The organism is Pseudomonas sp. NBRC 111138 (assembly GCF_001320835.1).
GTDB classification, from domain to species: domain Bacteria; phylum Pseudomonadota; class Gammaproteobacteria; order Pseudomonadales; family Pseudomonadaceae; genus Aquipseudomonas; species Aquipseudomonas paracarnis.
In genome coordinates this window covers 16905-41804 of the sequence record NZ_BCBO01000013.1, presented here as the reverse complement: position 1 = coordinate 41804, position 24900 = coordinate 16905, and the positions used below count along the sequence as shown (strand labels likewise).

Below are 24900 nucleotides of genomic sequence, written 5' to 3'. Positions count from 1 at the left end.
GCTCAAGGGGTATGCGGAACCGAAGTATACAATGAAGCCGTCGCCGATTGCGACCCGTTGCCAAGCTCTGCATGAGCTACGTCAGATATAGGCTTAGTCAATCGGTATACCTGCGGGCAAGACTTTGCTTTCCATTCATTCCTGTTCGAGCTGGTCTGTGTGCTGAGCGGTGAGTTGGCCAGACGGTTACTGTTAGCTGCCTTCGTGGCCGACCGGAGGCAGTTCTGCTCGCGTTTGATCGTCCAGGCTTATCGTCATGCTGGCGTGAACCTAGTGTCGGATGCGGACTTCTGCCATCCGGGGTGTTCCGGAAGGCGGCCGAGAGAACCCGGAAAAAACGTACGCTAACCTTTTGGTTTCTTCTAACCACAAGATACCGGCGCACTGAGCGCAGCGTAGGATGTCCAGCTGTTCCGCACGTAATAGTGTAGCAATGCACACTCTGCTATCATCCAATTTGCTCCCTGTGCGCGAGGCCATAGAAAAGTTCCAATTTTTTTGGGGCATTCCATCGAACCCGAGAGCACAGCTACTGGCCTTATTCCTGTGAGTGCACACTATGAACACCGTGACTCATCCCGTCAGTTCTAGTAAGTCCGCTCAAGAGGAAGCGCTCAGGATGAACGCTGTTCGCAGGTACGCCATCCTAGACACGCCTCCGGATGGCGCATTTGATCGTGTGACCGCGATAGCAGCTCGTCTTCTTGGAACTCCGATAGCAATCGTGAGCATCGTCGATACAGACCGAATCTGGTTCAAATCTCATCACGGACTCGACGTAAAACAAATTCCCCGCAATTCAGGCCTTTGTTCTTCCGCGATCCTCCAGGCAGAACCTTGGTTAGTAACGGACGCTAGACACGACCCTCGTACGCTCGTTAATCCCCTCGTCGCAGGCGAATTCGGGTTACAGTTTTATTTGGGAGTACCGCTTCATACCCACGACGGTTTCAATCTTGGCACGCTATGTGTTTTGGACACGCAGCCGCGTACGGTCACCCAAGACCAGCTAGACACATTGACGGATCTTGCAAGCGTTGTGATGGATCAACTGGAGCTGCGCCTGTCTGCTATGCGATCCATCGCGGAAAAGGAAGCGGCGCTGAATCATTCCCACTTAATGGCCGAAGAAATCGACCATCGTGTGATGAATAGCCTTCATCTGATTGTGTCGATGTTGAGCATTCAAAGTGCTCAGCTGGGCAGCTCTGAAGCGGCTAAGGAGATTTCCAGAGCGGCAACCAAGATATTTGCTGTAGCCAATGTGCATAAACATATTAATGTCGGCAAGGCAGCCTCTACGCTGGATAGTGCTGACTATCTCGTCCAATTGTGCGCTGGCTTATCTACGATGCTGGGATCTGAAAGCCAGATGGTAATCTCAGTCGACGCCGTCCCACTGGCGTTGGATAGTGAACAACTCAGCCGAATCGGTCTGATTGTTAACGAATTGGTGACCAATGCATTGAAATATGGAGCCTCTAAAATCAACGTTCATTTAACACCATATCAGCACCAATGCTGCTTGACTGTGAGCGACAATGGCAGAGGCCTCCCGACTGACTTTGATGTACATAAAATGTCGGGGCTGGGAATGAAGGTGATCACTGAACTGGTAAAGAACCTAGATGGTTCGCTAAGTCATGAGCCCAACGCAGACCTTGGAGGCACCGCGTTTCAGATAATTTTTTCTCCTGTGTTCAAGACTCGCCTCCCCGCAAGGCTGGTTCCTGATGGTCTTCTGAGATGAGCAGGGAGACCGTAACGTACAAGGACTTTAATGGAAACGGTCTGCAACTTCATCTCGGCGAGCGCTCTGTGTAAGGTTAATCTGAAACCCGTGTCGGGCAATGGATTGTCAGATATCGTATCCCTCGGATGCTCAAAAAGCCCGCCCAGCGTAGGCTTGAATGATTGGCGCTATCCAAGAGCAGCAATTATCCGCCACTGCTCATTACTGTTTTGTAGAGGTAACGACAGAGCTGCTCTTGCTGGGTTCTGTATTGGATTTCAAGACACACCACTGCTTCCATCTGACCCAGCCAAACGTCATCTGAAACGTGTTGCAGGTGATTAACCGTATCCCGCCAAGCAATGCGAGCCAGCTCAACGGCTTCCACCAATTCCACCAGGTACGAATCTGAAGCCAGCGTAGAGACTGTGTGCATTTAAAAAATCGCCACCCATGAGCCCTTCAAGGGCGCTGGCAGCGATCCCGCTTCGTGGTGCTCAACGTAAAATTCCAGCCAGCCAACGTACGTTCGGAGATTTTGTTCATTAAGTTGAGTGCCAAAATTTAAGGAAAATATTCGCTACGAATATGGCTTTCTCACGATAAGCAGCTACCGTAAAGTTGCCAATAAAATCTAACTGTGCTTTGTCCCTGCCTCGCAAGAGTCACGGCTGCTCCATGGAGGGGTAAATGGGCTGCTTGATATGCGCTCAAAAGACTGGTTTGCAACGGTCAATTGGCGATTGGGAGGAGCGTCACTGTGCTACCTGCGGGCATTACCGAATCTCAAGAAACTTTCTCGTTCTTATGGAAATACAGGGTCTGAAATTCAATATCGAGGAAACGAGACTCTGGCTGTCAACTCTGAGGAGAACTGATCCTCTCCCTGGAATCGTCGCGGAGAATGCGATTTGTGTTAAAAATTTATCTATCGGTTCTCGCGTTTATGCCACACGCGCAACAGGTAGACGATAGATCCCGTAATTTCGTAACGCATCTCGTAGTGGCCAATCAGGATTCGGCGCACATCGCTAGGTTCGAACTCATCTAGCCGCTCACCGATGCGTGGATTTGCCAGCAACGTTGTCGGGGCAACTGTTAGTTGCTGTACAGTACGAGCAGCGGCAGGCTGATCCACCACCGTCGCCAGAAATTCATATAGGCGAGCAAGGTCAGAAAGCGCTTTGCTGGTGCAATTCAACTCCATCAATTCGGGATTGCTAATGGCGATTCGGTGTTGGGGCTGTCGGCCCAGGCTTGGACAGCTTAGTGGTCAATCACATGACCAGCGTCTACATCGGCCAACGCTTCGCGTGTCAGGCGACTGCGCCCCCCTTCTTGGTCTATCCAAGCAGCCAGAGTCTGCTTGACGATCCAATTCTTGGAGCGCTCCAGCCGCTCAGCCATTAAATCTACCTTTTCGGCTAACTGCATAGGTACATGAGCGGTGACGGATCGAGTTTTTGCGGTAGTTGCCATGAAGACTGCTACTTCTAACCAATTGGCTGCACAAGGTGCATGCCTTGCCGGCGTTCAATCACAGCAGCTTCCGATGCCGCTTGGCGTAACGTAATGGCACGTTCGCTGGCTTGGCGTGCTTCGGCATAATCGCCATTTTTTCTGAGTTCATTGGCGCGCCATTCCGCCGCTTCGGCAGAAGCAAGCAACGCCAAAGAGTGCGGCACGTTTTGCTCTGATTTTTGATTCAGTTCTTGCGTGCTTCGATGGCGCTCGATCACGTGCGAGGCCTCGCGGGCCGCATTACGCAATTGGGTACGGGCAATATCGTAACTGTCATTGGGTACAGCTTCGAGGGTTTGGAGGCAATTATGCAACGACTCCACTGCCGTCAGCAGCTTATCAATTTTCTGTAACAGCTCAACTGTGTCAGGATGATTTTTCATGAAGCGTCACTTCTCTCGAATTGGTACGGTGGGGTTCGAGTGAGGAATGTCATCAGCAGCCGGTGGAATGACATGTGATTGAGCCTCTCATTCTACGCCAGCGTCCAAAAAAAATGATTCAAAGTAATCATAACTAATAATATTATGTTGACAAGCTGCGGTGTCAGGCTGGGCTATACCCTAACCTGATGTCAGCTCCTGCTGCTCGCAGTCAACAGCGGCTTTCGGTATGGACAGATTAGGCTCTGAAAGCGCTTCGTAGGTGGATATCCATGGTCATGGTGTATTCAGCGGGAAACTAGAGTTGGCGTGGGCTTCACTCATGTCCATGGGTTGACATCTTTCCTTTACATCGATGAGGCGTTTGCTGACCTATCGGGTATTCCTGGGCTGGATGCTTTGGGTCGTCAAATCAGGGAGCGGGTGCTGCGCTGCACTGGCATTCCAGTGGGGGTTGGAATAGCAAGCACCAAGACCTTGGCCAAGCTGGCCAACCACACGGCAAAGCGATTGCAAGCTCAAACCGGTGGTGTAGTGAACATCACCGATCCGGTCAAGCGCGATTGGGTCCTGCGTAATACTGACGTCTGCGAAGTGTGGGGCGTGGGCCGCAAAATGAAACTCCACCTCGACGCCATGGGTATAAAGTCAGCGATGGACCTGGCCAAAGCAGATCCTTGGACGCTCCGTAAGAAATTCAGCGTAGTGATCGAGAAAACGGCGCGTGAACTGGCCGGCACGTCGTGCTTGGAGCTGGACGAGCCCGACCCGCCGAAGCAGGAAATCTGCTGCAGTCGGATGTTCGGCAAGCGGCTGACTGAGCTGCCGCCGATCAAGGAGGCGGTGGCCACCTACATGATGCGAGCCTCGGAAAAGCTGCGTGCGCAGAACTCGCTTTGCAAAAAGGTCCGCGTCTGCATCCGCACAGGCATGTTCAACCCGGAGGAAGCCAAGTACGCCAACGGGGTGATGGTAGATATGCCATACCCTACCGATGACGTGCGCCTGCTCACGAAGGCGGCGGTAGACGCGCTCGATCGGATCTTCCGGCCGGGTTTCAAATACAGCAAGGCCGAGGTAATGCTGCTCAACCTGTGCCAGCCAGGCGAATACACCGATGATCTTTTTGCAATATCGCAGCCGACCGAGGCAACCCAGGTCATGACGGTTCTTGATCAGATCAATGAACGCTGGGGAAGGGGAACGCTTCGATCTGCCAGCGTACCTACAAACCCTGACTGGGGTATGCGTCGAGAGATGATGAGCCAGAGCTATACCACTAAGCTGGATCAGCTCTGGACGGTGGCCTGCAAGTAACGCTCATTCCTCCGTCATAAGGACAGCCAGAGACATTTTGATGAATTCTTCATTGTGGCCGATTGTGAAAAGGGCGCCTCGCACGTTGTCTGCCACCTCGGCGGAGCCACGTTGCTCAACCCAATTTGACAGCTCCAGGATGGACGCTTCGAGGGCAAGTTGGTTTTCGTAGAGTTTGGAAAGCAGGGAAGGGATTAGGTCTGAGTTCGGCATCGTAGTTCCTCCGTGGAGCGAACAGCGTAGCAGGCAAATTATGGAGTTGGGAGATCGTTCGGCAGGACGCCGGAGGAGGGGTAAATCATTTCCGCAACCCAGTGTACGCCCCTTGATATATGCTGGCTGTAGGCTGGTTAAAAACTCTAAGTTGCGGAAACGATAAATGGCTAAGCTATTGATTTTTGTAGCTAACTCGGCAGTCTTGAAAACCGGCGGACGTTAATAGCGTCTCCAGGGTTCGAATCCCTGGTTTCCCGCCAAGATTTACACGAAAGCCTCGCGAAAGCGGGGCTTTTGCGTTTCTGGGGTTTGGGTGTGCTGATAATCAAATAAACGCTGTTTTTCGCATTCATACCTTTCAAAGACGAACCACCATTCGTCTAACATCCGGCACTCTCCATCCGTTGCTTCCTCTCAATCTTAAGCACGGATATCCCGAGCGATACACGGAGAGCCAGCATGGAAATCAACGAGAAAGCCCAAGGCAACATTTCCCAGCAAGCGGTTACTCGTAACACCGATAATGAGACGGGACATGACCCGAGGCGCGATGAGGACGATATCCCGCTACCCCCGGATGACGAGGCCCCGATCGAGGAGGACATGTCGGATGTAGACGCGGCGGACTCCGTAGCAAGTGAGCACCCCGCTACCTGAAGACCTCCCGATCAATGAAACCCGGCCCAGCGCCGGGTTTTTATTGCGGCTTTCGGCTCATTTAAATAACCGTAATCCTTAAGTATTGGCATCGCATAATTGTGAATGGCTTCACGATGCCTCTATGATCAGCACGCACTGTATTGGATAGCTGAGCCTCAACCCTTTGAAGGACATGAGCATGGACAAGCATTTCGGTAATTCGGGCCTTTTCAAGAACCCTTCGTATCAAGGCAACGACGCTCACAACGGCTGCAGCACTGCCGACTGGGAGCTGAAAAACAGTGCGCTGAATACGAAGGAGTTTTTGATATGTCCAAAGAATTACTCGGAGTTTTTGCTCTAGGGTTGATGGTGGTCGGTGAGTTTTGTGCAATCTACAGTGAGGTGGTGACCGCCAAGTTGGCCCAGGCCGGCAGTGGTTCCTGGGAGGTCTTTGTACTTCCCGTGGTCTTGATGTGTTTTGCCGGGCTTTGCCTGCTGGGCGCCTATTGGCTGGGGTTTGTGGTTGTCGGTGATATCTGGATTGTCACGGTAGTCTCGGTCACTTCGTTATTGCTTCTGGAGCCTGTGGTGGTCTGGGCGCTGTTTCATGGAGCTCCAGGGCGGGGCGCGTTGATCGGGTTCTGCCTGGGCGTCTTGGGGATGCTTGCGACGGTAGTGCTCTAGCACGCCGGGGAATCAAGTGTCGGGTCAGATCAGCGTCTGTAGTCCGATGCTTATCTGGCCTGCACCGCTGCACTTTTTTCCATTCTGCTGATCTACCCTGTCCCAGCCACCCGACTCCCACGGGTGGCCAACAGAATCAGACCCGGTGCCGATGGATCGAACGTCAACTGTTTTTACCTCCCGATGGCCGCTGCTGCTTGCTGCGGTTTTCGCGCTCTGCGCAACAGGTTGCAGCCAACAACAGGGTCGCGATATCGCCAGGCAGTTCAGCGATGGCAAGCCGGATGAATTCTTCCAGACCAGCGTCGACCGCATGGCCACCCTGGGGATGCGTGACAACCTGCAAAGCCTCTACTTGCTGATGAGCAAGCTCTACCTGCGCAACCCCAACCAGTGGCGTCAATCGGGGTATCCGGATGCAGTGACCGCCGCCCGGCAAATCCGTCAGGCCATCGAAAATCGCCGTCCCTTGCCCGCACTGGGAGATCGTAGTGACCTGGCTGCCCTGAGTTATTCCTTGAGCCCTGACTTTCGCGGCGACCGCGTCGGCGCGTTCATCTACGCGATTGGCAGCATGCTCGTGACCGCTCACGGCGGGCGTACGCAGTTTTATGTGACCGACTCGATCAACCCGCAGTTTGTCAGCAATGCCGCGCGCAATATCGAAAAGGCCACCTGGCTGCTCAGTCAGCGTCAGGATGCCAATGGCGTGCTGCTGTTGTTTTCCAACGAGATATCAGAGGAGGGCAGTAACCTCAGTTTTGCCGTTGAGTTCGGCAAGATCGTCGCGCGTTTGGACCTGCTGACCCAAATCCTTGATGAGCGCTACCGGCGCATTGGCCTCAATTACGCACAAAGCCTGTTGCTGATGAATTTCCTGCCGGTGCAGTGAGGCCCATCGCATCGACCAATCGGTGCGGTGTTTCCCTTTCCGTTGTAGGAAGCGGCCTATCTTGCCTCGCGCTGCTTGAAACGCCTGCCTGCGGGCAATAGCCTCGGATTTTTCTTAAACACGAGGCCCTCCCTTGGGTAAACGAAAAACGGTTTGGCCCACGGATCGCGAAATACGCTTGCGGTTTATCCTCTATGCGGTGATCGATGCCGCGACCGCCCAGGGCGTGTCTGCCGAGTTATTGCTGCCGGCGCATAAGTTATTGCGTGACTCGCCCACGGAGGTCCAGTTGCGCGACACCTTGGGGGAGATTCTCGCCACTGACGAAATGTATGGCTTCCGCTTTCCGCCGGGGTCGGATGCCGATGACCTGATGCGGGCATTGGCAACGCCTGACGGGCAAACCTGATCCATCCTGTTTTTAAAACGCCCCTGTCCGTCATCAAGGAGTGACCTGACGGGCATGCCTGCCTTCCCATCACTGTTCGCGTGGTGGGTTTGGCCTGGCACGTTCCCGGATTCCAAGGACCTGCCCACATGCTGCTGCGCCACCCCCCGTTTATTTTTGCCGCCTTGACCCTCAGTTCGCTGGTACAGGCTGAAAGCCTGCAATTGGCGCCGGTTGAAGTCACCACGGCTGAGGCCAGCGCCGCAGAAATCGCCCAGGCACAGCTCAAAAGCGTGCCCGGTGGCACCAATTACATCGATATGGACAGCGTGCAGCAGGGGCGGGTCAGCACCAACGAGGATGTCTTCAAGTACCAGGCCGGTGTGTACGCCAAGGCGGCCAATAACGAAGGGGTGAAGGTGTCCATTCGTGGCTCGGGCCTGAACCGCGCCCCCGGTGCCCATGCCTCCGGCCTGTATGAAATGTTCGACGGCCTGCCGCTTACCGGCCCAGGCGGCACGCCCTATGAGCTCAAGGACCCGCTGTGGCAAAGCCGGGTAGAGGTGCTGCGTGGCGCCAACGGGTTCGATCAGGGGGCATTGGCCTTGGGCGGTGCGGTCAACTACGTCACCCGCACCGGCTTGGACGCGCCCAAGCTACAGGTGCGCTATGAGGTCGGCAGTCGCGGCTATGCCCAGCGTGAAGTCAGTTCCGGGCAAGTGCTGGGGGACGCCGACTATTACATCAGCCTCACCGATTCGGAGTCCGACGGTTATCAGCACCAAAGCGCCGGCAGCGGCAAGGGCATCGCTGCCAATTTCGGCTATAGCTTTAACCCGGACCTGGAAACGCGCTTCTACTTGCGTTACCGCGAAACCACCAACGATTCACCCGGCAGGCTCACGCGTGACCAGATCAGCCATGATCCGCGTGCCGCCAACAGCCTCAATGCCGCCCGCGATTCAAAGCGCCTGCAACCGGGCTCTACCTGGATTGCCAACAAGACCACCTTGCGGTTGGACGATAATGCGCGGGTCGAGGTCGGGCTGGCCTATCACGATTACCCCATGGACCTGCGCGAAGGCACCAACCGCCTCAAAGTTGCCTACACCGATATCAGCGGCACCCTGAATTACATCCGGCAGGACAGCCTGTTCGGCCATGCCAGCACCACCACTCTCGGCCTGCGTACTACCCAGGCGATGCCGAACAATGGCGCGTCGGAATACGTGCGCATCCCTGCGGGCAATACTGCCATTTATGCCCCCGGCACCAAGACCCGCGACTACAGCTACCTGGGCTCCGATACTGTGCTGCATGTAGGCAACGAGCTGGAACTGGTGGAGGATCTGTGGCTGACCACCGGCCTTGCCGCCATCTATACGCGCCGCGAAACCCAGGTCACTTACCCTGACGGCCAGGCACCGCTCAGTCAGCATGATTGGGATTACGCGCCGCGCATTGGCCTGCGTTACGACTTCACCCCGCAGTTGCAGGTCTACGGCAACCTGAGCCGCTCGGTAGAGCCACCGCACGCGTGGTCGATGATCTGGGGCTCGAACAAATACTTTGGCCCGGGCAGTGGGGCAGCCACGGGGTTGCAGCGCGAAGGCGTGAAGCTGCGTAATCAGACCGCCACCACCCTGGAAGTCGGCGGGCGCGGTGACGCCTGGCTCGGCCAATGGGACCTGGCGCTCTATCGCTCGGAAGTTCGCCACGAGCTGCTTTCTGTAGAGACCCAGGCCCAGACTGCCACCAGCAACGCTATCATCGCCGAATCCAACGCCAGCCCCACCGTGCACCAGGGCGTGGAACTGAGCCTGCTCAGCCTGCTGTGGGACGGCGGCGGCAGCGGTGAGCTCCAGCTGCGCCAGGCCTACACCTTCAGCGACTTCCACTACCGCGACGACGAGCGTTTCGGCGACAACACTTTGCCCGGCATTCCCAAGCACTACTACCAGGCGCAACTGCGCTACAGCCACCCGACGGGTTTCTACACCAGCCTCAATACCGAGCATGCATCACGGGTAGCGGTGGACTACGCCAATACCTACTACGCGGCGGCCTACACCACCCTCGGCGCTACCTTCGGCTACGACGCGCCCAAGCAGGACTGGCAAGCCTGGGTCGACCTGCGCAACCTCACCAACCGCCGTTACGCCAACACCGTCACGCCGGGCTACGACGACAAAGGCATGGACGCTGCACGCTCCACCCCCGCTGATGGGCGTGGTATCTACACCGGCGTTTCCTGGAGCTGGCGTTAAATCAACCTTCGTGTTGGCGCAGGCGCTTGTACAGGGTGTTGCGACTCACCCCCAGCTCTCGCGCCAGGTGGGAAATATTCCCGCCCACGGCTTCCAGGCGTTGGCTCAGGTCGAGACTTTCATCCAGGTGTTCAAGTTTAGACAGCGGCACTGTCGCCTGCATATCCACAAAAAAATCATCGGGCAGGTGCTCTGCGCGGATCGGCTGCTCTTCGGCCATTGCCAGCGCCACCTGCAACACGCTGCTCACTTGGCGTAAATTCCCCGGCCACGGGTGTTGCTCGAATAGCCTCAGCACTTCGGCGCTCAGCCCGGCCCATTGCGTCGGCTCGCGGTGTTGTTGCCACAGTTGCTGGAACAGCGCCTGCTTGTCGGTACGCTCGCGCAACGGCGGCAATTCAAGGGTCAGGCCGCCGATGCGGTAGTACAAATCCTCGCGAAAGCGCCCGGCCTGCACCAGCTCGCGCAGTGCGCGGTTGGTCGCCGAGATGATGCGCAAGTCCACCGGGAATACCTCACTACTGCCCACCGGCTGCACACAGCGCTCCTGCAATACCCGTAACAGGCGGGCCTGGGTGGGCAGCGGCATATCGCCGATTTCGTCGAGAAACAGCGTGCCCTTGTCGGCCTTGCGGATCAGGCCGATGCTGCCTTTCTGGTTGGCGCCGGTGAAGGCGCCTTTTTCGTAGCCGAACAGTTCCGATTCCACCAGTTCTGCGGGAATCGCCGCACAGTTCACTGCGATCAACGCCTGCCGGCTGCGGGAACTGGCCTGGTGCAGGGCTTTGACGAACACCTCTTTGCCCACGCCGGTCTCGCCGTGAATCAACAACGGAATGTCCTTTTCCAGCAGGCGCTCGGCCTGGCGCACGGCTTTTTCCACGCGCACATCGCCAAAATGCAGGGTCTGGAGGTTGATCGAGGTCGGTGCTGGCGGCTGCGGTTGGCTGAACACCCGGGCCTGCACCGGCATCTGCCTGGGGCCCTTCAACAGGCACTGGAACCGATTGCGTCCCGCCGCTTGCAACGCAAAGGGCAGCCCTTCCGGCTGGTTGAGCAACTCCAGCAGCGACACCTTGAACAGACTGTCGATCATCACCCGCGAGAGGCTGATGCCCAGCAAGTTATCCGCACGCCGATTGGCCGAGAGCACCTGGCCGCTTTCATCAAAGATCAGCAGGCCGGCCCATTGGCTGTCGAGGTTGCTCAGGCCGGTGTTGAAGGTCAGTTGGAAATGTTCGCCGCGAAACAGGTTGAGGATCAGCCGGTTTTCCACGGTCTGGCTCATCATCTTGACCATGCCCAGGGTGTGGGAGGGCGGCAGGTAACTGTCGCTGGACACGTCCAGCACCGCGATGATTTCGCGCTGGGCGTCGAAAATCGGTGCCGCGGAACCGGTCATGAAGCGGTTGGCCTTGAGGAAGTGTTCATCGTGCTCAATATGCACAGCCTGGGCGCAGGCCAGTGCGGTGCCGATGGCGTTGGTGCCACTGGCGCGTTCCATCCAACTGGCGCCGGGGCTGAAGCCACGGGCCAGCGTGGGCTCGATAAACCGCTGGGTGCCCCACGAGGTCAGCACCTGGCCCTGATTGTCGGCCAGCATGATCAGGCAATTGGAATTGCTGAGGATGTTCTCGTAGTAGGGCAATACTTCCTGGTGGGTGGTCTGCACCAGGGAATGCTGGCTTTCCAGGAGCTGGCGAATGCCTTCGGCGGGCAGTTGGTCAAAGCTGGGGGCGCTCTGGTGGTCCAGGCCGTAGGCGCGGCAACGGCGCCAGGATTCCTGGATAAGGGTGTCGTGGGTCAAGGGTTCGGCCATCGTGCGACCTTCTTTATTATTGTTGTCGGGTCTTGCGCCATCTAATGTCGGACATCGAACAATGTGGGAGCGGGCTTGCCCGCGATGGCAGAGGGTCAGGCACAGCATCTACAAACTGATGCACCGCCATCGCGGGCAAGCCCGCTCCCACATTTGATCTTCGTCGCGCATAAAGTGTTGTTCACAACTGTTCATTGTCAACCCCGGCAGTGTTCAGTTGTTCAGCCGGATTGTTCACTCCTGAACATCATGATTCACCCATCTCCTTACACATCAAGCGCTTGCGGTTTTGGCACGAAACTCGCTCTGACAACGCACCAGATTCATTCCAATAATAAAAAAGGTCGTGTCATGTCATTGACCCTGGAACATGTCTCCCGCGTTGTCGACGGCCAAACCTGGATCGACGACGCCAACCTGCGGTTCGAAGCCGGTTCTTTCAACGTCCTGCTCGGTCGCACCCTGTCCGGCAAGACCAGCCTGATGCGCCTGATGGCCGGCCTGGACAAGCCCGACAGCGGTCGCATCCTGATGAACGGCGTGGATGTCACGCAAAAGCCGGTACGCCTGCGCAATGTGTCGATGGTCTACCAGCAGTTCATCAACTACCCGACCATGACCGTGTTCGAGAACATCGCCTCGCCGTTGCGCCAGGCCGGTGTGTCCCAGGAGGTGATCCAGAGCAAGGTGCTGGAAACCGCCAAGATGCTGCGCATCGAGAAATTCCTGCAGCGCCACCCCCTGGAATTGTCCGGTGGCCAGCAACAACGCACCGCCATGGCCCGCGCCCTGGTGAAAGATGCCGAACTGATTCTGTTCGATGAGCCGCTGGTCAACCTGGACTACAAACTGCGCGAAGAGCTGCGCCAGGAAATGCGCGAACTGTTCAAGGCGCGCCACACCATCGCGATATATGCCACCACCGAGCCCAACGAAGCCCTGGCCTTGGGTGGCACCACCACCATTCTTCACGAGGGGCGAGTGATTCAGAGCGGCAAGGCCGCCGAGGTCTACCATCAGCCGCAAACGGTCCTCGCCGCTGAGCTGTTCTCCGAGCCGCCGATCAACCTGATGCCAGGGCGCATCAGCGGCAACGAAGTGAGCTTCGCCAATTTCGTGCATTTCCCACTCAATGTTGACCTGCGTCCTATCGGCGAAGGCGAATTCCGCTTTGGCGTGCGCCCCAGCCATATCAGCCTGGTGCCCAGCAACGATGATGACCTGGAGCTGGCGGTGACCGTGGAAGTCGCCGAAATCAGCGGCTCGGAAACCTTCCTGCATGTGCGCAGTGAGCATTTCCTGCTGGTGCTGCACCTGCCGGGGGTGCATGAATACGATGTCGACGCGCCGATCCGCGTGTATATCCCCACCCATAAACTGTTTGTGTTCGATGGTCAGGGCCGCTTGGTCCAGGCCCCCGGACGCCGTGTCGCGAGGGTTGCCTGATGGCCGAGATCCATTTGCGCAACCTGGCCCATAGCTACAGCCCTACGCCTACAGGGCCAGAAGACTACGCCATTCGGGAAATGAATCATGTGTGGGAGCAGGGCGGTGCCTACGCCTTGCTCGGGCCGTCGGGCTGCGGCAAGTCCACGCTGCTCAATATCATTTCCGGCCTGCTCAGCCCGTCCGAAGGCCAGGTGCTGTTCGATACCCAAGTCGTCAACGACTTGACCCCGGAAAAGCGCAATATCGCCCAGGTGTTCCAGTTCCCGGTGGTGTACGACACCATGACGGTGTTCGACAACCTGGCGTTCCCGCTGCGCAACCAGGGCATGGCCGAAGCGAAAATTCACAGCAAGGTGCAGGAGATCGCCGAAGTCCTCGACTTGCAAAACCTGCTGAGCAAAAAAGCCCGTAACCTCACCGCCGACGAAAAACAGAAAGTCTCCATGGGCCGTGGCCTGGTACGCGATGACGTGTCGGCGATCCTGTTCGACGAGCCGCTGACGGTGATCGACCCGCACCTGAAGTGGAAACTGCGGCGCAAGCTCAAGCAGATTCACGAGCAGTTCAATATCACCATGGTCTACGTCACCCACGATCAACTGGAGGCCTCCACCTTCGCCGACAAGATCGCGGTGATGTACGGCGGGCAGATTGTGCAGTTCGGTACGCCGCGTGAATTGTTTGAGCGGCCCAGCCACACCTTTGTCGGTTACTTCATCGGTAGCCCTGGGATGAATCTGATCGAGGTGCAAGCCAAGGCTGGCGGTGTAGGGTTCGCCAATACCCTGTTGCCGCTGTCCGAAGCGATGCAGCAACGTCTCGACACCACCGACTACAAAAAGCTCCAGGTCGGCATTCGTCCGGAATTTATCCACGTGTGGGACGAGTACAACCCTGACGCCCTGCAAGCCGACGTCGTACATGTGGAAGACCTCGGCACCTACAAGATCATGACCCTCAACCTCGATGGCGCCACCCTCAAGGTGCGCCTGGCCGAGGACAAACCGGTACCGGAAGGCAAGGCCTCCGTCAGCTTCCCCGCGCAATGGCTGATGCTCTACGCCGACGATTATTTGCTGGAGGTGGCGCCATGAACAAGGTGCAGAACAACAAGGCCTGGTGGCTGGTGCTGCCGGTGTTCCTGCTGGTGGCGTTCAGTGCAGTGATCCCGATGATGACCGTGGTCAACTATTCGGTGCAGGACATTTTCGACCAATCCAGCCGCTATTTCGTCGGGGCCGACTGGTACAAGCAGGTGCTGCTCGACCCACGCCTGCACGACTCGCTGCTGCGCCAGTTCATCTACTCGGCCTGCGTGCTGTTGATCGAGATCCCGCTGGGCATCGCCATCGCCCTGACCATGCCCACCAAGGGCCGCTGGTCCTCGCTGGTGCTGATCATCCTCGCCATTCCCTTGCTGATTCCGTGGAACGTGGTCGGCACTATCTGGCAGATTTTTGGCCGTGCCGACATCGGCCTGCTGGGCTCGACCCTCAACGCCATGGGCATCAGCTACAACTATGCGGCCAACACCATGGACGCCTGGGTCACCGTGCTGGTGATGGACGTGTGGCACTGGACCTCACTGGTGGCGCTGCTGTGCTACTCAGGTTTAAGGGCCATTCCGGACGTGTACTACCAGGCCGCGCGGATTGATCGTGCATCGGCCTGGGCGGTGTTCCGACATATCCAGTTGCCGAAGATGAAAAGCGTGCTGCTGATCGCGGTGATGCTGCGCTTCATGGACAGCTTCATGATCTACACCGAACCTTTCGTGCTCACCGGCGGCGGACCGGGTAATGCCACCACCTTCCTGAGTCAGACGCTTACTCAAATGGCCGTCGGCCAATTCGACCTGGGCCCGGCGGCGGCGTTTTCCCTGGTGTACTTCCTGATCATCCTGTTGGTGTCCTGGCTGTTCTACACCGCCATGACCCATTCCGACGCCAACCGCTGAGGCCGCCAGCATGAGCAAACGCAAGCTAATTCCATTACTGATCTACATCCTGTTCCTGCTGGTGCCGATCTACTGGCTGTTGAACATGTCCTTCAAGAGCAACACCGAAATCCTCGGCGGCTTGACCCTGTTTCCGCAGGATTTCACCTTGGCCAACTACAAGGTGATCTTCACCGACCCAAGCTGGTACACGGGCTACCTCAACTCGCTGTACTACGTGAGTCTGAACACGGTGATCTCCCTGAGTGTGGCGTTGCCGGCGGCCTATGCGTTCTCGCGCTACCGCTTCCTCGGTGACAAGCACTTGTTCTTCTGGCTGCTCACCAACCGCATGGCGCCGCCGGCGGTGTTCCTGCTGCCGTTCTTCCAGCTGTATTCATCCATTGGCCTGTTCGATACGCACATCGCCGTGGCGTTGGCCCATTGCCTGTTCAACGTGCCGTTGGCGGTGTGGATCCTGGAAGGTTTCATGTCCGGCGTGCCCAAGGAAATCGACGAAACCGCCTACATCGATGGCTATAGTTTTCCCAAGTTCTTTGTGAAGATTTTTATTCCGTTGATCGGCTCCGGCATCGGCGTCACGGCGTTTTTCTGCTTTATGTTTTCCTGGGTCGAACTGCTGCTGGCGCGCACCCTGACTTCGGTCAACGCCAAGCCCATCGCGGCGGTGATGACCCGCACGGTGTCAGCATCGGGGATTGATTGGGGCGTCCTGGCGGCAGCGGGCGTGTTGACTATCCTCCCTGGCATGTTGGTGATCTGGTTTGTTCGCAACCATGTGGCCAAGGGCTTTGCCCTGGGCCGGGTCTAGAGGAATCGATGATGGAATGGATGGCCTGGACCGCCCCCACTGCGCTGTTTTTTGGCGGTATCGCCCTGATTCTGGCGGGCATGACCACCTGGGAGCTGCGCTCGCCGAGCATCCCCCGGCGCGGGCTGCTGCCGATCAGCACCACCCGTGGCGATCGCTTGTTTATCGGTCTTCTCGGCAGCGCCTACCTGCATTTGCTGGTGATCGGCGTTACCGACTGGAGCATCTGGGTGGCGTCCGCGCTCTCCCTGGTATGGCTGTTGAGTGTGATGCGTTGGGGCTAGCTGTGCACGGGCTTGTGTGGCGAGGGAGCTTGCTCCCGCTGGAGTGCGCAGCACTCCCAAACCGATAACCGACTCGGATATCTATTTTGGGGCCGCTTCGCAGCCCAGCGGGAGCAAGCTCCCTCGCCACAGCAAGCTCGCTCCTACAAGCCCCGTTTGAAATTAACCTGGAGGTCTCTATGTTGAATAAAAACAATAAGCTGCGACATAGCATTTCATTGGCCGCCGTACTGGCCCTCAGTGGTTTGAGCGCTTCGGCCTGGGCCGATGCGTATGAAGATGCCGCGAAAAAATGGATCGGCAGCGAGTTCAAACCCTCGACCCTTACCGAAGCCCAGCAGCTTGAAGAGTTGAAGTGGTTTATCAAGGCGTCGGAGCCGTTCCGTGGGATGAAGATCAACGTGGTGTCGGAAACCCTCACCACCCACGAGTACGAATCCAAGGTGCTGGCCAAGGCCTTCAGTGAAATCACCGGCATCAAGCTGACCCACGACCTGCTGCAGGAAGGCGACGTGGTGGAGAAGCTGCAAACCCAGATGCAGTCCGACAAGAACATCTATGACGGCTGGGTCAACGATTCCGACTTGATCGGTACGCACTTTCGCTACGGCAAGACCGAATCCATCACCGACCTGATGGCCAACGAAGGCAAGGATTTCACCTCGCCCACCCTGGACCTCAAGGACTTTATCGGCCTATCTTTCACCACCGCGCCGGACGGCAAGATCTACCAGTTGCCCGACCAGCAGTTCGCCAACCTCTACTGGTTCCGCGCCGACTGGTTCGAGCGGCCGGAGCTGAAGGCCAAGTTCAAGGAGAAATACGGCTACGACCTTGGCGTGCCGGTGAACTGGTCGGCTTATGAAGACATCGCCAAGTTCTTCAGCGAAGACGTCAAGGAAATCGACGGCAAGCGCATTTATGGGCACATGGACTACGGCAAGAAAGACCCGTCCCTGGGCTGGCGTTTCACCGATGCCTGGTTCTCCATGGCCGGCGGCGGCGACAAAGGCTTGCCCAACGGTTTGCCGGTGGACGAGTGGGGCATCCGTGTAGAGGATTGCCACCCGGTGGGCTCCAGCGTCACCCGCGGCGGCGACACCAACGGCCCGGCGGCAGTATTCGCCACGCAGAAATACGTGGACTGGATGAAAGCCTACGCGCCACCGGAAGCGGCGGGCATGACCTTCTCCGAATCCGGCCCGGTGCCGTCCCAGGGCAACATCGCCCAGCAGATCTTCTGGTACACCGCGTTTACCGCCGACATGGTCAAACCGGGCCTGCCGGTGGTGAATGCCGACGGTACGCCGAAATGGCGCATGGCACCGTCCCCAGTCGGGCCGTATTGGGAAAAGGGCATGAAGAAGGGCTATCAGGACGTAGGTTCATGGACCTTCCTCAAGTCCACGCCCGAAAAGCAGAAACTCGCGGCCTGGCTCTACGCGCAATTCGTGACCTCAAAAACGGTGTCGCTGAAGAAAACCATCGTTGGCCTGACGCCGATTCGTGAGTCCGATATCAACTCCCAGGCCATGACCGACATGGCGCCCAAACTCGGGGGGCTGGTGGAGTTCTACCGCAGCCCGGCCCGCACCGAGTGGTCCCCGACGGGCACCAACGTGCCGGACTACCCGCGCCTGGCGCAACTGTGGTGGAGCAATATCGCCGCAGCGGCCAGCGGCGAGAAGACCCCGCAACAGGCGCTGGACAACCTGGCCAAGGAGCAGGATGCGATCATGACGCGCCTGGAACGCTCCAAGGTGCAACCGGTGTGCGGCCCGAAAATGAACCCCGAGCGTGACGCGCAATACTGGTTCGACCAGCCGGGTGCACCGAAGCCGAAACTGGCCAACGAAAAGCCCAAGGGCGAAACCGTGAACTACAACGACCTGCTCAAGCAGTGGGAGGCGGCGCGTAAGTAACAGCGCCATCTCAACCCCTGTAGGAGCGAGCTTGCTCGCGAAGAACTCACCGACGCCGCGTTTATTCAGGAAGCACGCGTTATCGTTGACGTTTTTCGCGAGCAAGCTCGCTCCTACAGGCATTTTTTGGTTTTGTGAGCCCTGACAAAAGACCGCTTATCCCTCCCAACCCAACCTCATTTGAATTTTCCGCACGCCCCGAGGCTCTGCATTTTAGAAGCGCGTGATGTTGAGCGCTCTTGCGGGGCCACCTTGTGGGAGGCCCGTTGTAACGGACTTTGCGGAAACTGCCATCATGACACTCCTTACAGCGCTGTCTGGCCAGCCGGCCTCTCTCACCGACTCGGCCCAGGGCCGCCATCAACGGGTCTACCAACAGCTGCATGGCGAAACCCAAGACGCCACCGAACTGGCGCGTGAATACCTGCACGATCAATTGGCCCTGGTAGAGGACACCGACTGCGACTTGCCTGAGGCGCCCGAACAGCTGATGGCCTGGGTCGAGCAACGCTGCGCCGAGGTGGCCCAGGCCTATGCCGACTACCTTGAGCAGCGCCAGCAAGGGGGGCCACGACGGTATTTCCAGAACAAGGCCCATGCGTTGTACTTTCTGCAGCGCGTGGCACCCACCAAACAGGTCGACGGCGCCTGGCTCTATGGCTTGCTGCGCTATTGGCAAGACCAGCGCTTCGACGGCCTGCTCACCACTTACCTGGAAGAATTGGGCGACGGTGAAGCCGCGCAGAACCATGTGGTGATCTACCGCAAGTTGCTCAGCGAACACGATGCCGACAGCGAAGCCGGCCTTGAGGATGACCATTACCTGCAAGGCGCGCTGCAACTGGCGCTTGGCGTGTGCGCCGACGAGTTCCTGCCGGAGGTCATTGGCTTCAACCTGGGTTACGAGCAACTGCCGCTGCACCTGTTGATCACCGCCTATGAACTCAGTGAGCTGGGTATCGACCCTTATTACTTCACGCTGCATGTCACCATCGACAACGCCAGCAGCGGCCACGCGAGCAAGGCGGCGCAATCGGTGCTGAACCTGTTGCCGCTGGGCGAGGGAAGGGCAGACTTCTATCGCCGTGTGGCGGCAGGCTACCGTCTGAATGATTTGGGCCTGGGTACCACGTCTATCATCAAACAATTCAACTTGCAGGACGAGGTGGTGGCGATGCTTGAGCGCAAGCGCGCCTTCGGCCAGCACATGCATTCGGACTATTGCCGCTTCGAAGGGCAGACCGTGAACCAATGGCTGGCCCAGCCTGGGCAGATCGGCGCGTTCCTCAAGGCCCTCGAAGACAAAGGCTGGATCAAACACAACCAGGACCCCGCCAACAGCCGCTTCTGGCAATTGATCGAGGGCGCTGGCGCCGCGATGTTCGGGGTGTTCAGCGGTTATGAAAAACAACTGATCCATGACTGGATTGCGGGTGAATGGGTTACCAGCGAACGCGTGCCGCCCGTGCGGCCGGGACGCGGCAGCCGGTTTTCCCGCGAGCAGCATCGTCCCGCGGATCCTGATACCCAGGCCCTGGCGGAGTCATTGTGCAACTTGCCCGATGTGCAGCAGCTCAATGCACTGATCCCGTGGCTGTCGGCACGCCGTCACTGCACGCCTGCCGGGCTGTATGCCACTCGCCGCTTTATCCAACTGCGTGCGCGCCTGCGCTAAGGAATGTGCCTATGTCTGCGCAACAACTGGCTGATCGTGCCTTGTTGAATTTGGGCCGGGGGTTGAAGGAGGGTGGTTATCGCTTTATCACGCCAACGCCCTTGACCCATGAGCGTGTCTATCGGCGGCTGACGACGCCCCTGGCAATGACGCTGCGCGATGTGTTCGGTTGGTCGATGCCGTTCGATCAAGGCTTGTTGCCCGAGGCCCTGCGCGAAGAATTGCAGCAAGCGGATGTGATCGAAAAGCACGGCGCGTTATGGCGCAGCGCAGTGCGTTGGTCGAGCCTCGACGGGCTGCTGTTCGCCCATTCGCCTTATCCCACCGACCAGGCGGACGCGGTGTTTTTCGGCCCCGACAGCTACCGCTTTGCCCACGTGATCGAAGCCTATCTGCAACAGCGTTTCGAGCCGCTCAAGCGCGCTGTAGACATTGGCTGTGGCGCCGGCGTCGGTGCGCTGGTGATTGCTAAAGCCCGGCATGACGCCCAGGTGCTGGCGGTGGATATCAACCCCCGTGCCCTGCGCATGACCGCGGTGAATGCCGAGCTGGCCGCGCTGAATAACGTCAGCGTGTACCACAGTGATGTGCTGGCCAGTGTGGAGGGCGAATTCGACCTGATCGTCGCTAACCCGCCGTACATGAAAGATGACCGCCAGCGCGCCTATCGCCATGGCGGCGGCGCCTTGGGGGAGCAGTTGTCGCTGCGCATCGTCAGTGAGTCCATCGGGCGCCTGGCCCTCGGCGGTAGCCTGTTGCTGTATACCGGGGTGGCGATGGTGGCCGGCAGCGACCCCTTCCTGGAGGCGGTCAAGCCGCTGCTGGGCAGCGACGCCTACGGCTGGACCTACCGCGAACTGGACCCGGATGTTTTCGGTGAAGAACTGGAAAAGCCAGGTTATGAGCAGGTGGAGCGCATCGCCGTGGTCGCACTGATTGTCACCCGATTGCGCTGAATACCCGATGCTCACCTTTGGCATTGAAGAGGAATACTTCATCACCGACCTGCACAGCCGCCAGATGGTCGGCGAGCCCTCGGCGGCAGTGCTGGCGGCCTGTCGCGAAGCGATTGGCGCGGGCTTCTCGTTTGAGATGTTCCAGGGCCAGATCGAGGCGGCCTCTCCGGTGTTCACCTCCAGCGCCGAAGCGGCGGACTACTTCCGGGCAGTGCGCGGCAACCTGGCGCAATCCCTGGCTGAGTTCGGCCTCGGTGTGGTGTGCGCCGGCAGCCACCCCCTGGCCGATTGGCGTGAGCAGCGGCCAACCGATCAGGCGCATTTCCGGCACCTGTTCGACGATATTCAATATGTAGCGCGGCGCAGTGTGTTGTGCGGGCTGCATGTGCATGTGCAGGTGCCGCAAACGCTGGACCGTATCGCGGTGATGAACCAGGTGTCGCCGTGGTTGCCGTTGTTGCTGCTGCTCAGTTGCTCGTCCCCCTTCTGGGACGGCGCGCCCAGCGGCTTCATGAGCTACCGCCAGGCCGCGTGCGACGAGTGGCCCCGCATGGGCGTGCCGGAACACTTCAGCGATTGGGCCGAGTACCAGCGCTACCTGGCCATGTTACAGCGCATCGGCGCGATCAAGGCCGATGGCAATGGCTGGTGGGGAATCCGCCCAGCGGCACGCTATCCCACCCTGGAACTGCGCATGACCGACGCCTGCCCACGGTTGGCGGATGCCTTGGCCCTCGCCACGCTGTTTCGGGTAATGATCGCCCATGCCTGCGCGATGCAGCGCCCTGGCGCCAGGTTCAGTGCCGAGGCGCGCTGGCTGCTCAAGGAAAATCGCTGGCAGGCCAAGCGTTATGGTGCCGCCGGCACCTTCGCGTTGGACGACGCAGGCACCCTGGGCAGCGCTGAGCAATGGCTGCAGTGCGCCCGGCAGACCTTTGCCGCCACCGCAGAGGCCATGGGCGAGCCGCTGCTGTTCGATACCCTGCAGGCGCTGCTGCGACGCGGCAACAGCGCGGCCGAGCAGTTGCGCCTGCAGGCCCAGGCCCAGGCGAGCGGCGCCGATGCGCTTGCCAGCTTGCGCCAGGTAGTCGACCTGCTGTTGGCCCAGACTCGCGGCGACCATTGATCGGGTCTTGATCGAGGTTGATGGAACACTGATGGTCTTGCTCCGCCCTTAATCAGTAACCCCTCAACGGCAGGAGCGCAGAGCATGCGAGCGATGACTTACCAGGGCGCACACAAGGTGCAGGTGGATACCGTGCCCGATCCGATCATTGAACAACCCGACGACATCATTCTGCGGGTCACCGCCACCGCGATCTGTGGCTCGGACCTGCACCTGTACCGGGGCAAGATCCCGACCGTGGAGCACGGCGATATCTTCGGCCATGAGTTCATGGGCATCGTCGAAGAAACCGGCCCGGCCGTCACCGCCGTGCAACGCGGCGACCGTGTGGTGATTCCGTTCGTGATTGCCTGTGGCGATTGCTTTTTCTGCCAGCTCCAGCAATTCGCCGCCTGCGAAACCACCAACGATGGGCGCGGCGCGATCCTGAATAAAAAATCCATCCCACCGGGTGCCGCGCTGTTTGGCTACAGCCGCCTGTATGGCGGTATTCCCGGCGGTCAGGCGGAGTGGGTGCGGGTGCCCAAGGCCAATACCGGGCCGTTCAAGGTGCCCGGCACCCTGGCGGATGAGAAGGTGCTGTTCCTCTCCGATATCCTGCCCACCGCTTGGCAGGCAGTGACCAACGCTGGCATCGGCAAAGGCTCCAGCGTGGCCATCTATGGTGCCGGGCCCGTGGGCCTGCTCAGTGCGGCATGCGCGCAGATGCTGGGTGCCGAGCAGATCTTCATGGTCGACGACCATCCGTATCGTTTGGCCTACGCGCAGAAAACCTACGGCGTGATCCCGATCAACTTCGAAGAAGACGAAGACCCGGCGGACACCATCATCCGCCAGACCGCCGGTATGCGCGGCGTCGATGGTGTGGTGGACGCGGTGGGTTTCGAGGCCAAGGGCAGCACCACGGAAACCCTGCTCACCGCGCTCAAGATCGAGGGCAGCAGCGGCAAGGCGCTGCGCCAGTGCATCGCCGCCGTACGTCGCGGTGGTGTGGTCAGCGTCGCCGGGGTGTATGCCGGGTTTATCCATGGCTTCATGTTTGGCGATGCTTTCGACAAGGGCCTGACCTTCAAGATGGGCCAGACCCATGTGCAGCGGTTCTTACCGGAGTTGTTGGAGCACATCGAGCTGGGGCATCTGCATCCGGAGGCGATCATCACTCACAGGCTGCCCCTGGAGCAGGCGGCGCGGGGGTATGAGCTGTTTGATAAAGCCGAGGAGGAATGCCGCAAGGTGATCCTGCTGCCGGGTGGGAGCGACCGGCCGCTGACCGAGCCGCTGGACGAACTGACCCCTGAGTTGCGCGTACAAAGCGTTCCCGGGTTCTAGGCCAATAACCGGAAAAATGTGGGAGCTGGTTTGCCTGCTATAGCGGTGGTTCAGTTGAATATTCAGTGACTGACACGCCGCCTTCGCGGGCAAGCCCGCTCCCACAGGGGATCTGTGCCGGACGCTGATTTTGTGGGCGATGCATGACCAATGTGGGAGCTGGTTCTTCTTTGCTTCGACAGTGGTGTTTCCCACATTAACCGGTGTCAGGCTGCGGCTTGCGGCTGGATGCGCAATTCACCTTCGACATCTTTGACCAACCCGCTGGCGACAAACAGCGGCGCCAGGCGTTTGTGCCACTGTGGCTCGACAAACTCCTTGACCGTATCCAGCGCCAACGTACCACTGAGCGGCAGCTCGGCCTTGGTGTACGACAACCATGCCTTCTTCAACGCCATCAATACATCACTGCCCGCCGTCGAAGCGAAGCGACGGTGCAGGGGCTTGGCGTCGAAGGTGAAGGTGTGTTGGAACTCATAGCCGCTTTCATCGCCGCCGTTGGCCGTGCAGCGCACGCAGGTGCAAGGGCCGTCGCCGAAGGCGCTGCGCAGGTAGGCGTTGAAGTCCACCACGGGCTTGAGTGACAGGCGCTTATCAACCTCGAACAGGTCCCCGGTCATTTTTTCGTCAGTGTTCAACGTCCATTCCTCGCAGTCGGTTGCTGTGTTTCAAAGCGCGGCACAATACCAGCCGAGCGTGGGTTTGGGGATTATTTGCGTCGTGGGAGGGTCAGCGGAAGAACTCACCGGGGGTGGAATCGAACTGCTGACGAAATGCATTGATAAAGGCTGAGGTCGATTCATAGCCACACCCCAGTGCCACATCCGTCACCCGCTCGCCTTGTTCCAGGGCGGGCAGGGCGCTCAACAGGCGCAGGCGCTGGCGCCACGCGCGGAATGTCAGCCCGGTGTCACTCAGGAACACCCGACTGAGGGTCTTTTCACTAACCTCCAGCTTTCGGCTCCACTCGCCCAACGTCGTCTGCTGCTCGGGATGCAGGTTGAGGCTGCGGTAGATCTGCCGCAGCCGTGGGTCGTGAGGCAGCGGCAACATCAAATCCACCTGGGGCGCGGCGGCGAGCTGATCGAGCAGTACCTGAGCCAGGCGCCCGTCCGGCCCGTCCTCGGTATATTCCACCGGCAATTGGCTGAAGTTGCGGATCAGCTCGCGTAACAAACTGCTCACCTCCAGCACCTGGCAACGCTCGGCGGCCCAGGCGGTGACGCTGCAATCGAGGTACAAGCTGCGCATTTCCGTATGGGGCGAACTGAACACACGATGGGGCATGCCTGCCGGAATCCATACGGCGCGCTGCGGTGGCGCGACGAAACGACCGACGCTGGTCTGGATCTCCAGCACCCCGGAAATCGCGTAGGACAACTGCACCCACGGGTGGCTGTGGCGTCGTGTCAGCGCCCGGTTGGGCAAGGATTCAGTACGCCCGTACACCGGCCTCGGCAGGCTGGAAAGCCCAGGTACACTGCGGCGCACGGCTTTTTCATGTCCTTTAGGCGGCATTTACTGGCTCAT

Annotated in this window: 24 protein-coding genes; 17 read left to right on the top strand and 7 right to left on the bottom strand. The window is 58.7% G+C overall.

The genetic code is table 11. The features are described 5' to 3' along the window. The first annotated feature begins 559 nt into the window (after positions 1–559). A complete protein-coding gene (locus APH41_RS02025; protein WP_081376978.1) occupies positions 560–1750 on the top strand; it encodes a sensor histidine kinase in 1191 nt (396 codons plus the stop codon). A 910-nt stretch (positions 1751–2660) separates the two neighbouring features. Here APH41_RS02025 and APH41_RS27780 read toward each other — a convergent pair. From APH41_RS27780 to APH41_RS02010, 3 genes are read right to left on the bottom strand one after another with little or no spacing between them, the layout of a single operon-like run. After that, on the bottom strand, positions 2661–2939 hold the full coding sequence (locus APH41_RS27780) for a type II toxin-antitoxin system RelE/ParE family toxin (protein ID WP_019819619.1): 279 nt from the start codon (positions 2937–2939) through the stop codon (positions 2661–2663). Between the two features lie 59 nt (positions 2940–2998). Continuing rightward, positions 2999–3211, bottom strand: a complete 213-nt coding sequence (locus APH41_RS02015) for a CopG family ribbon-helix-helix protein (protein WP_019819621.1) — start codon at positions 3209–3211, stop codon at positions 2999–3001. 14 nt (positions 3212–3225) lie between these two features. Beyond that, positions 3226–3636, bottom strand: a complete 411-nt coding sequence (locus APH41_RS02010) for a hypothetical protein (protein ID WP_019819623.1) — start codon at positions 3634–3636, stop codon at positions 3226–3228. Between the two features lie 309 nt (positions 3637–3945). On the opposite strand from APH41_RS02010, the gene APH41_RS02005 reads away from it, so the two are divergent. After that, positions 3946–4953: a DUF4113 domain-containing protein gene (locus APH41_RS02005; RefSeq protein ID WP_256220080.1), complete on the top strand. Its 1008-nt coding sequence runs from the start codon at positions 3946–3948 to the stop codon at positions 4951–4953. A gap of 3 nt (positions 4954–4956) precedes the next feature. Here the strand turns inward: APH41_RS02005 and APH41_RS02000 are convergent, their stop codons facing one another. Then, positions 4957–5166: a hypothetical protein gene (locus APH41_RS02000; RefSeq protein WP_034135893.1), complete on the bottom strand. Its 210-nt coding sequence runs from the start codon at positions 5164–5166 to the stop codon at positions 4957–4959. Between the two features lie 462 nt (positions 5167–5628). Here APH41_RS02000 and APH41_RS01995 point away from each other — a divergent pair, with 462 nt between their 5' ends. The 5 genes from APH41_RS01995 to APH41_RS01975 all read left to right on the top strand — a co-directional run bounded on the left by APH41_RS01995 (position 5629) and on the right by APH41_RS01975 (position 10042). Next, positions 5629–5826 (top strand): hypothetical protein, encoded by a 198-nt coding sequence (locus APH41_RS01995; RefSeq protein ID WP_034127763.1) that lies wholly within the window; start codon positions 5629–5631, stop codon positions 5824–5826. 312 nt (positions 5827–6138) lie between these two features. Further along, entirely contained in the window at positions 6139–6495 is a 357-nt protein-coding gene (locus tag APH41_RS01990) for a hypothetical protein (protein WP_082430403.1), read from the top strand. A 151-nt stretch (positions 6496–6646) separates the two neighbouring features. Then, positions 6647–7387: a hypothetical protein gene (locus APH41_RS01985; RefSeq protein ID WP_054917155.1), complete on the top strand. Its 741-nt coding sequence runs from the start codon at positions 6647–6649 to the stop codon at positions 7385–7387. Between the two features lie 133 nt (positions 7388–7520). Next, on the top strand, positions 7521–7796 hold the full coding sequence (locus APH41_RS01980; protein WP_054917154.1) for a hypothetical protein: 276 nt from the start codon (positions 7521–7523) through the stop codon (positions 7794–7796). A gap of 128 nt (positions 7797–7924) precedes the next feature. Beyond that, positions 7925–10042, top strand: coding sequence for a TonB-dependent receptor domain-containing protein (locus tag APH41_RS01975; protein ID WP_054917152.1), 2118 nt, complete (start codon positions 7925–7927; stop codon positions 10040–10042). A 1-nt stretch (position 10043) separates the two neighbouring features. Here APH41_RS01975 and APH41_RS01970 read toward each other — a convergent pair whose 3' ends face one another. Next, complete coding sequence (locus APH41_RS01970) at positions 10044–11861, bottom strand: sigma-54-dependent Fis family transcriptional regulator (RefSeq protein ID WP_054917151.1); 1818 nt, start codon at positions 11859–11861, stop codon at positions 10044–10046. 351 nt (positions 11862–12212) lie between these two features. Between APH41_RS01970 and APH41_RS01965 the strand changes: the two genes are divergently transcribed. From APH41_RS01965 to APH41_RS01920, 10 genes are all read left to right on the top strand, one after another. Beyond that, positions 12213–13307, top strand: a complete 1095-nt coding sequence (locus tag APH41_RS01965; protein WP_014718865.1) for an ABC transporter ATP-binding protein — start codon at positions 12213–12215, stop codon at positions 13305–13307. Continuing rightward, entirely contained in the window at positions 13307–14404 is a 1098-nt protein-coding gene (locus APH41_RS01960; RefSeq protein ID WP_054898271.1) for an ABC transporter ATP-binding protein, read from the top strand. The genes APH41_RS01965 and APH41_RS01960 overlap by 1 nt, the downstream gene beginning before the upstream one ends. Next, positions 14401–15267 (top strand): carbohydrate ABC transporter permease, encoded by an 867-nt coding sequence (locus tag APH41_RS01955; protein ID WP_005789024.1) that lies wholly within the window; start codon positions 14401–14403, stop codon positions 15265–15267. The genes APH41_RS01960 and APH41_RS01955 overlap by 4 nt, the downstream gene beginning before the upstream one ends. A 10-nt stretch (positions 15268–15277) precedes the next feature. After that, entirely contained in the window at positions 15278–16078 is an 801-nt protein-coding gene (locus APH41_RS01950) for a carbohydrate ABC transporter permease (protein WP_003232361.1), read from the top strand. 11 nt (positions 16079–16089) lie between these two features. Next, entirely contained in the window at positions 16090–16362 is a 273-nt protein-coding gene (locus tag APH41_RS01945; RefSeq protein WP_054917149.1) for a DUF2160 domain-containing protein, read from the top strand. A gap of 179 nt (positions 16363–16541) precedes the next feature. Then, positions 16542–18284 (top strand): ABC transporter substrate-binding protein, encoded by a 1743-nt coding sequence (locus tag APH41_RS01940; RefSeq protein ID WP_003192009.1) that lies wholly within the window; start codon positions 16542–16544, stop codon positions 18282–18284. A gap of 295 nt (positions 18285–18579) precedes the next feature. After that, positions 18580–19959 (top strand): iron-containing redox enzyme family protein, encoded by a 1380-nt coding sequence (locus tag APH41_RS01935; protein WP_054917148.1) that lies wholly within the window; start codon positions 18580–18582, stop codon positions 19957–19959. Between the two features lie 11 nt (positions 19960–19970). Continuing rightward, positions 19971–20915: a class I SAM-dependent methyltransferase gene (locus tag APH41_RS01930; protein ID WP_054917147.1), complete on the top strand. Its 945-nt coding sequence runs from the start codon at positions 19971–19973 to the stop codon at positions 20913–20915. A gap of 7 nt (positions 20916–20922) precedes the next feature. Then, a complete protein-coding gene (locus tag APH41_RS01925; protein ID WP_054917145.1) occupies positions 20923–22041 on the top strand; it encodes a carboxylate-amine ligase in 1119 nt (372 codons plus the stop codon). Between the two features lie 84 nt (positions 22042–22125). Continuing rightward, positions 22126–23370 (top strand): zinc-dependent alcohol dehydrogenase, encoded by a 1245-nt coding sequence (locus tag APH41_RS01920; RefSeq protein ID WP_054917144.1) that lies wholly within the window; start codon positions 22126–22128, stop codon positions 23368–23370. Positions 23371–23576: 206 nt separating this feature from the next. Here APH41_RS01920 and APH41_RS01915 read toward each other — a convergent pair whose 3' ends face one another. Further along, positions 23577–24008 (bottom strand): hypothetical protein, encoded by a 432-nt coding sequence (locus tag APH41_RS01915; protein ID WP_054917143.1) that lies wholly within the window; start codon positions 24006–24008, stop codon positions 23577–23579. A 91-nt stretch (positions 24009–24099) separates the two neighbouring features. Beyond that, complete coding sequence (locus APH41_RS01910; RefSeq protein ID WP_014718855.1) at positions 24100–24888, bottom strand: helix-turn-helix domain-containing protein; 789 nt, start codon at positions 24886–24888, stop codon at positions 24100–24102. Positions 24889–24900 lie beyond the last annotated feature (12 nt).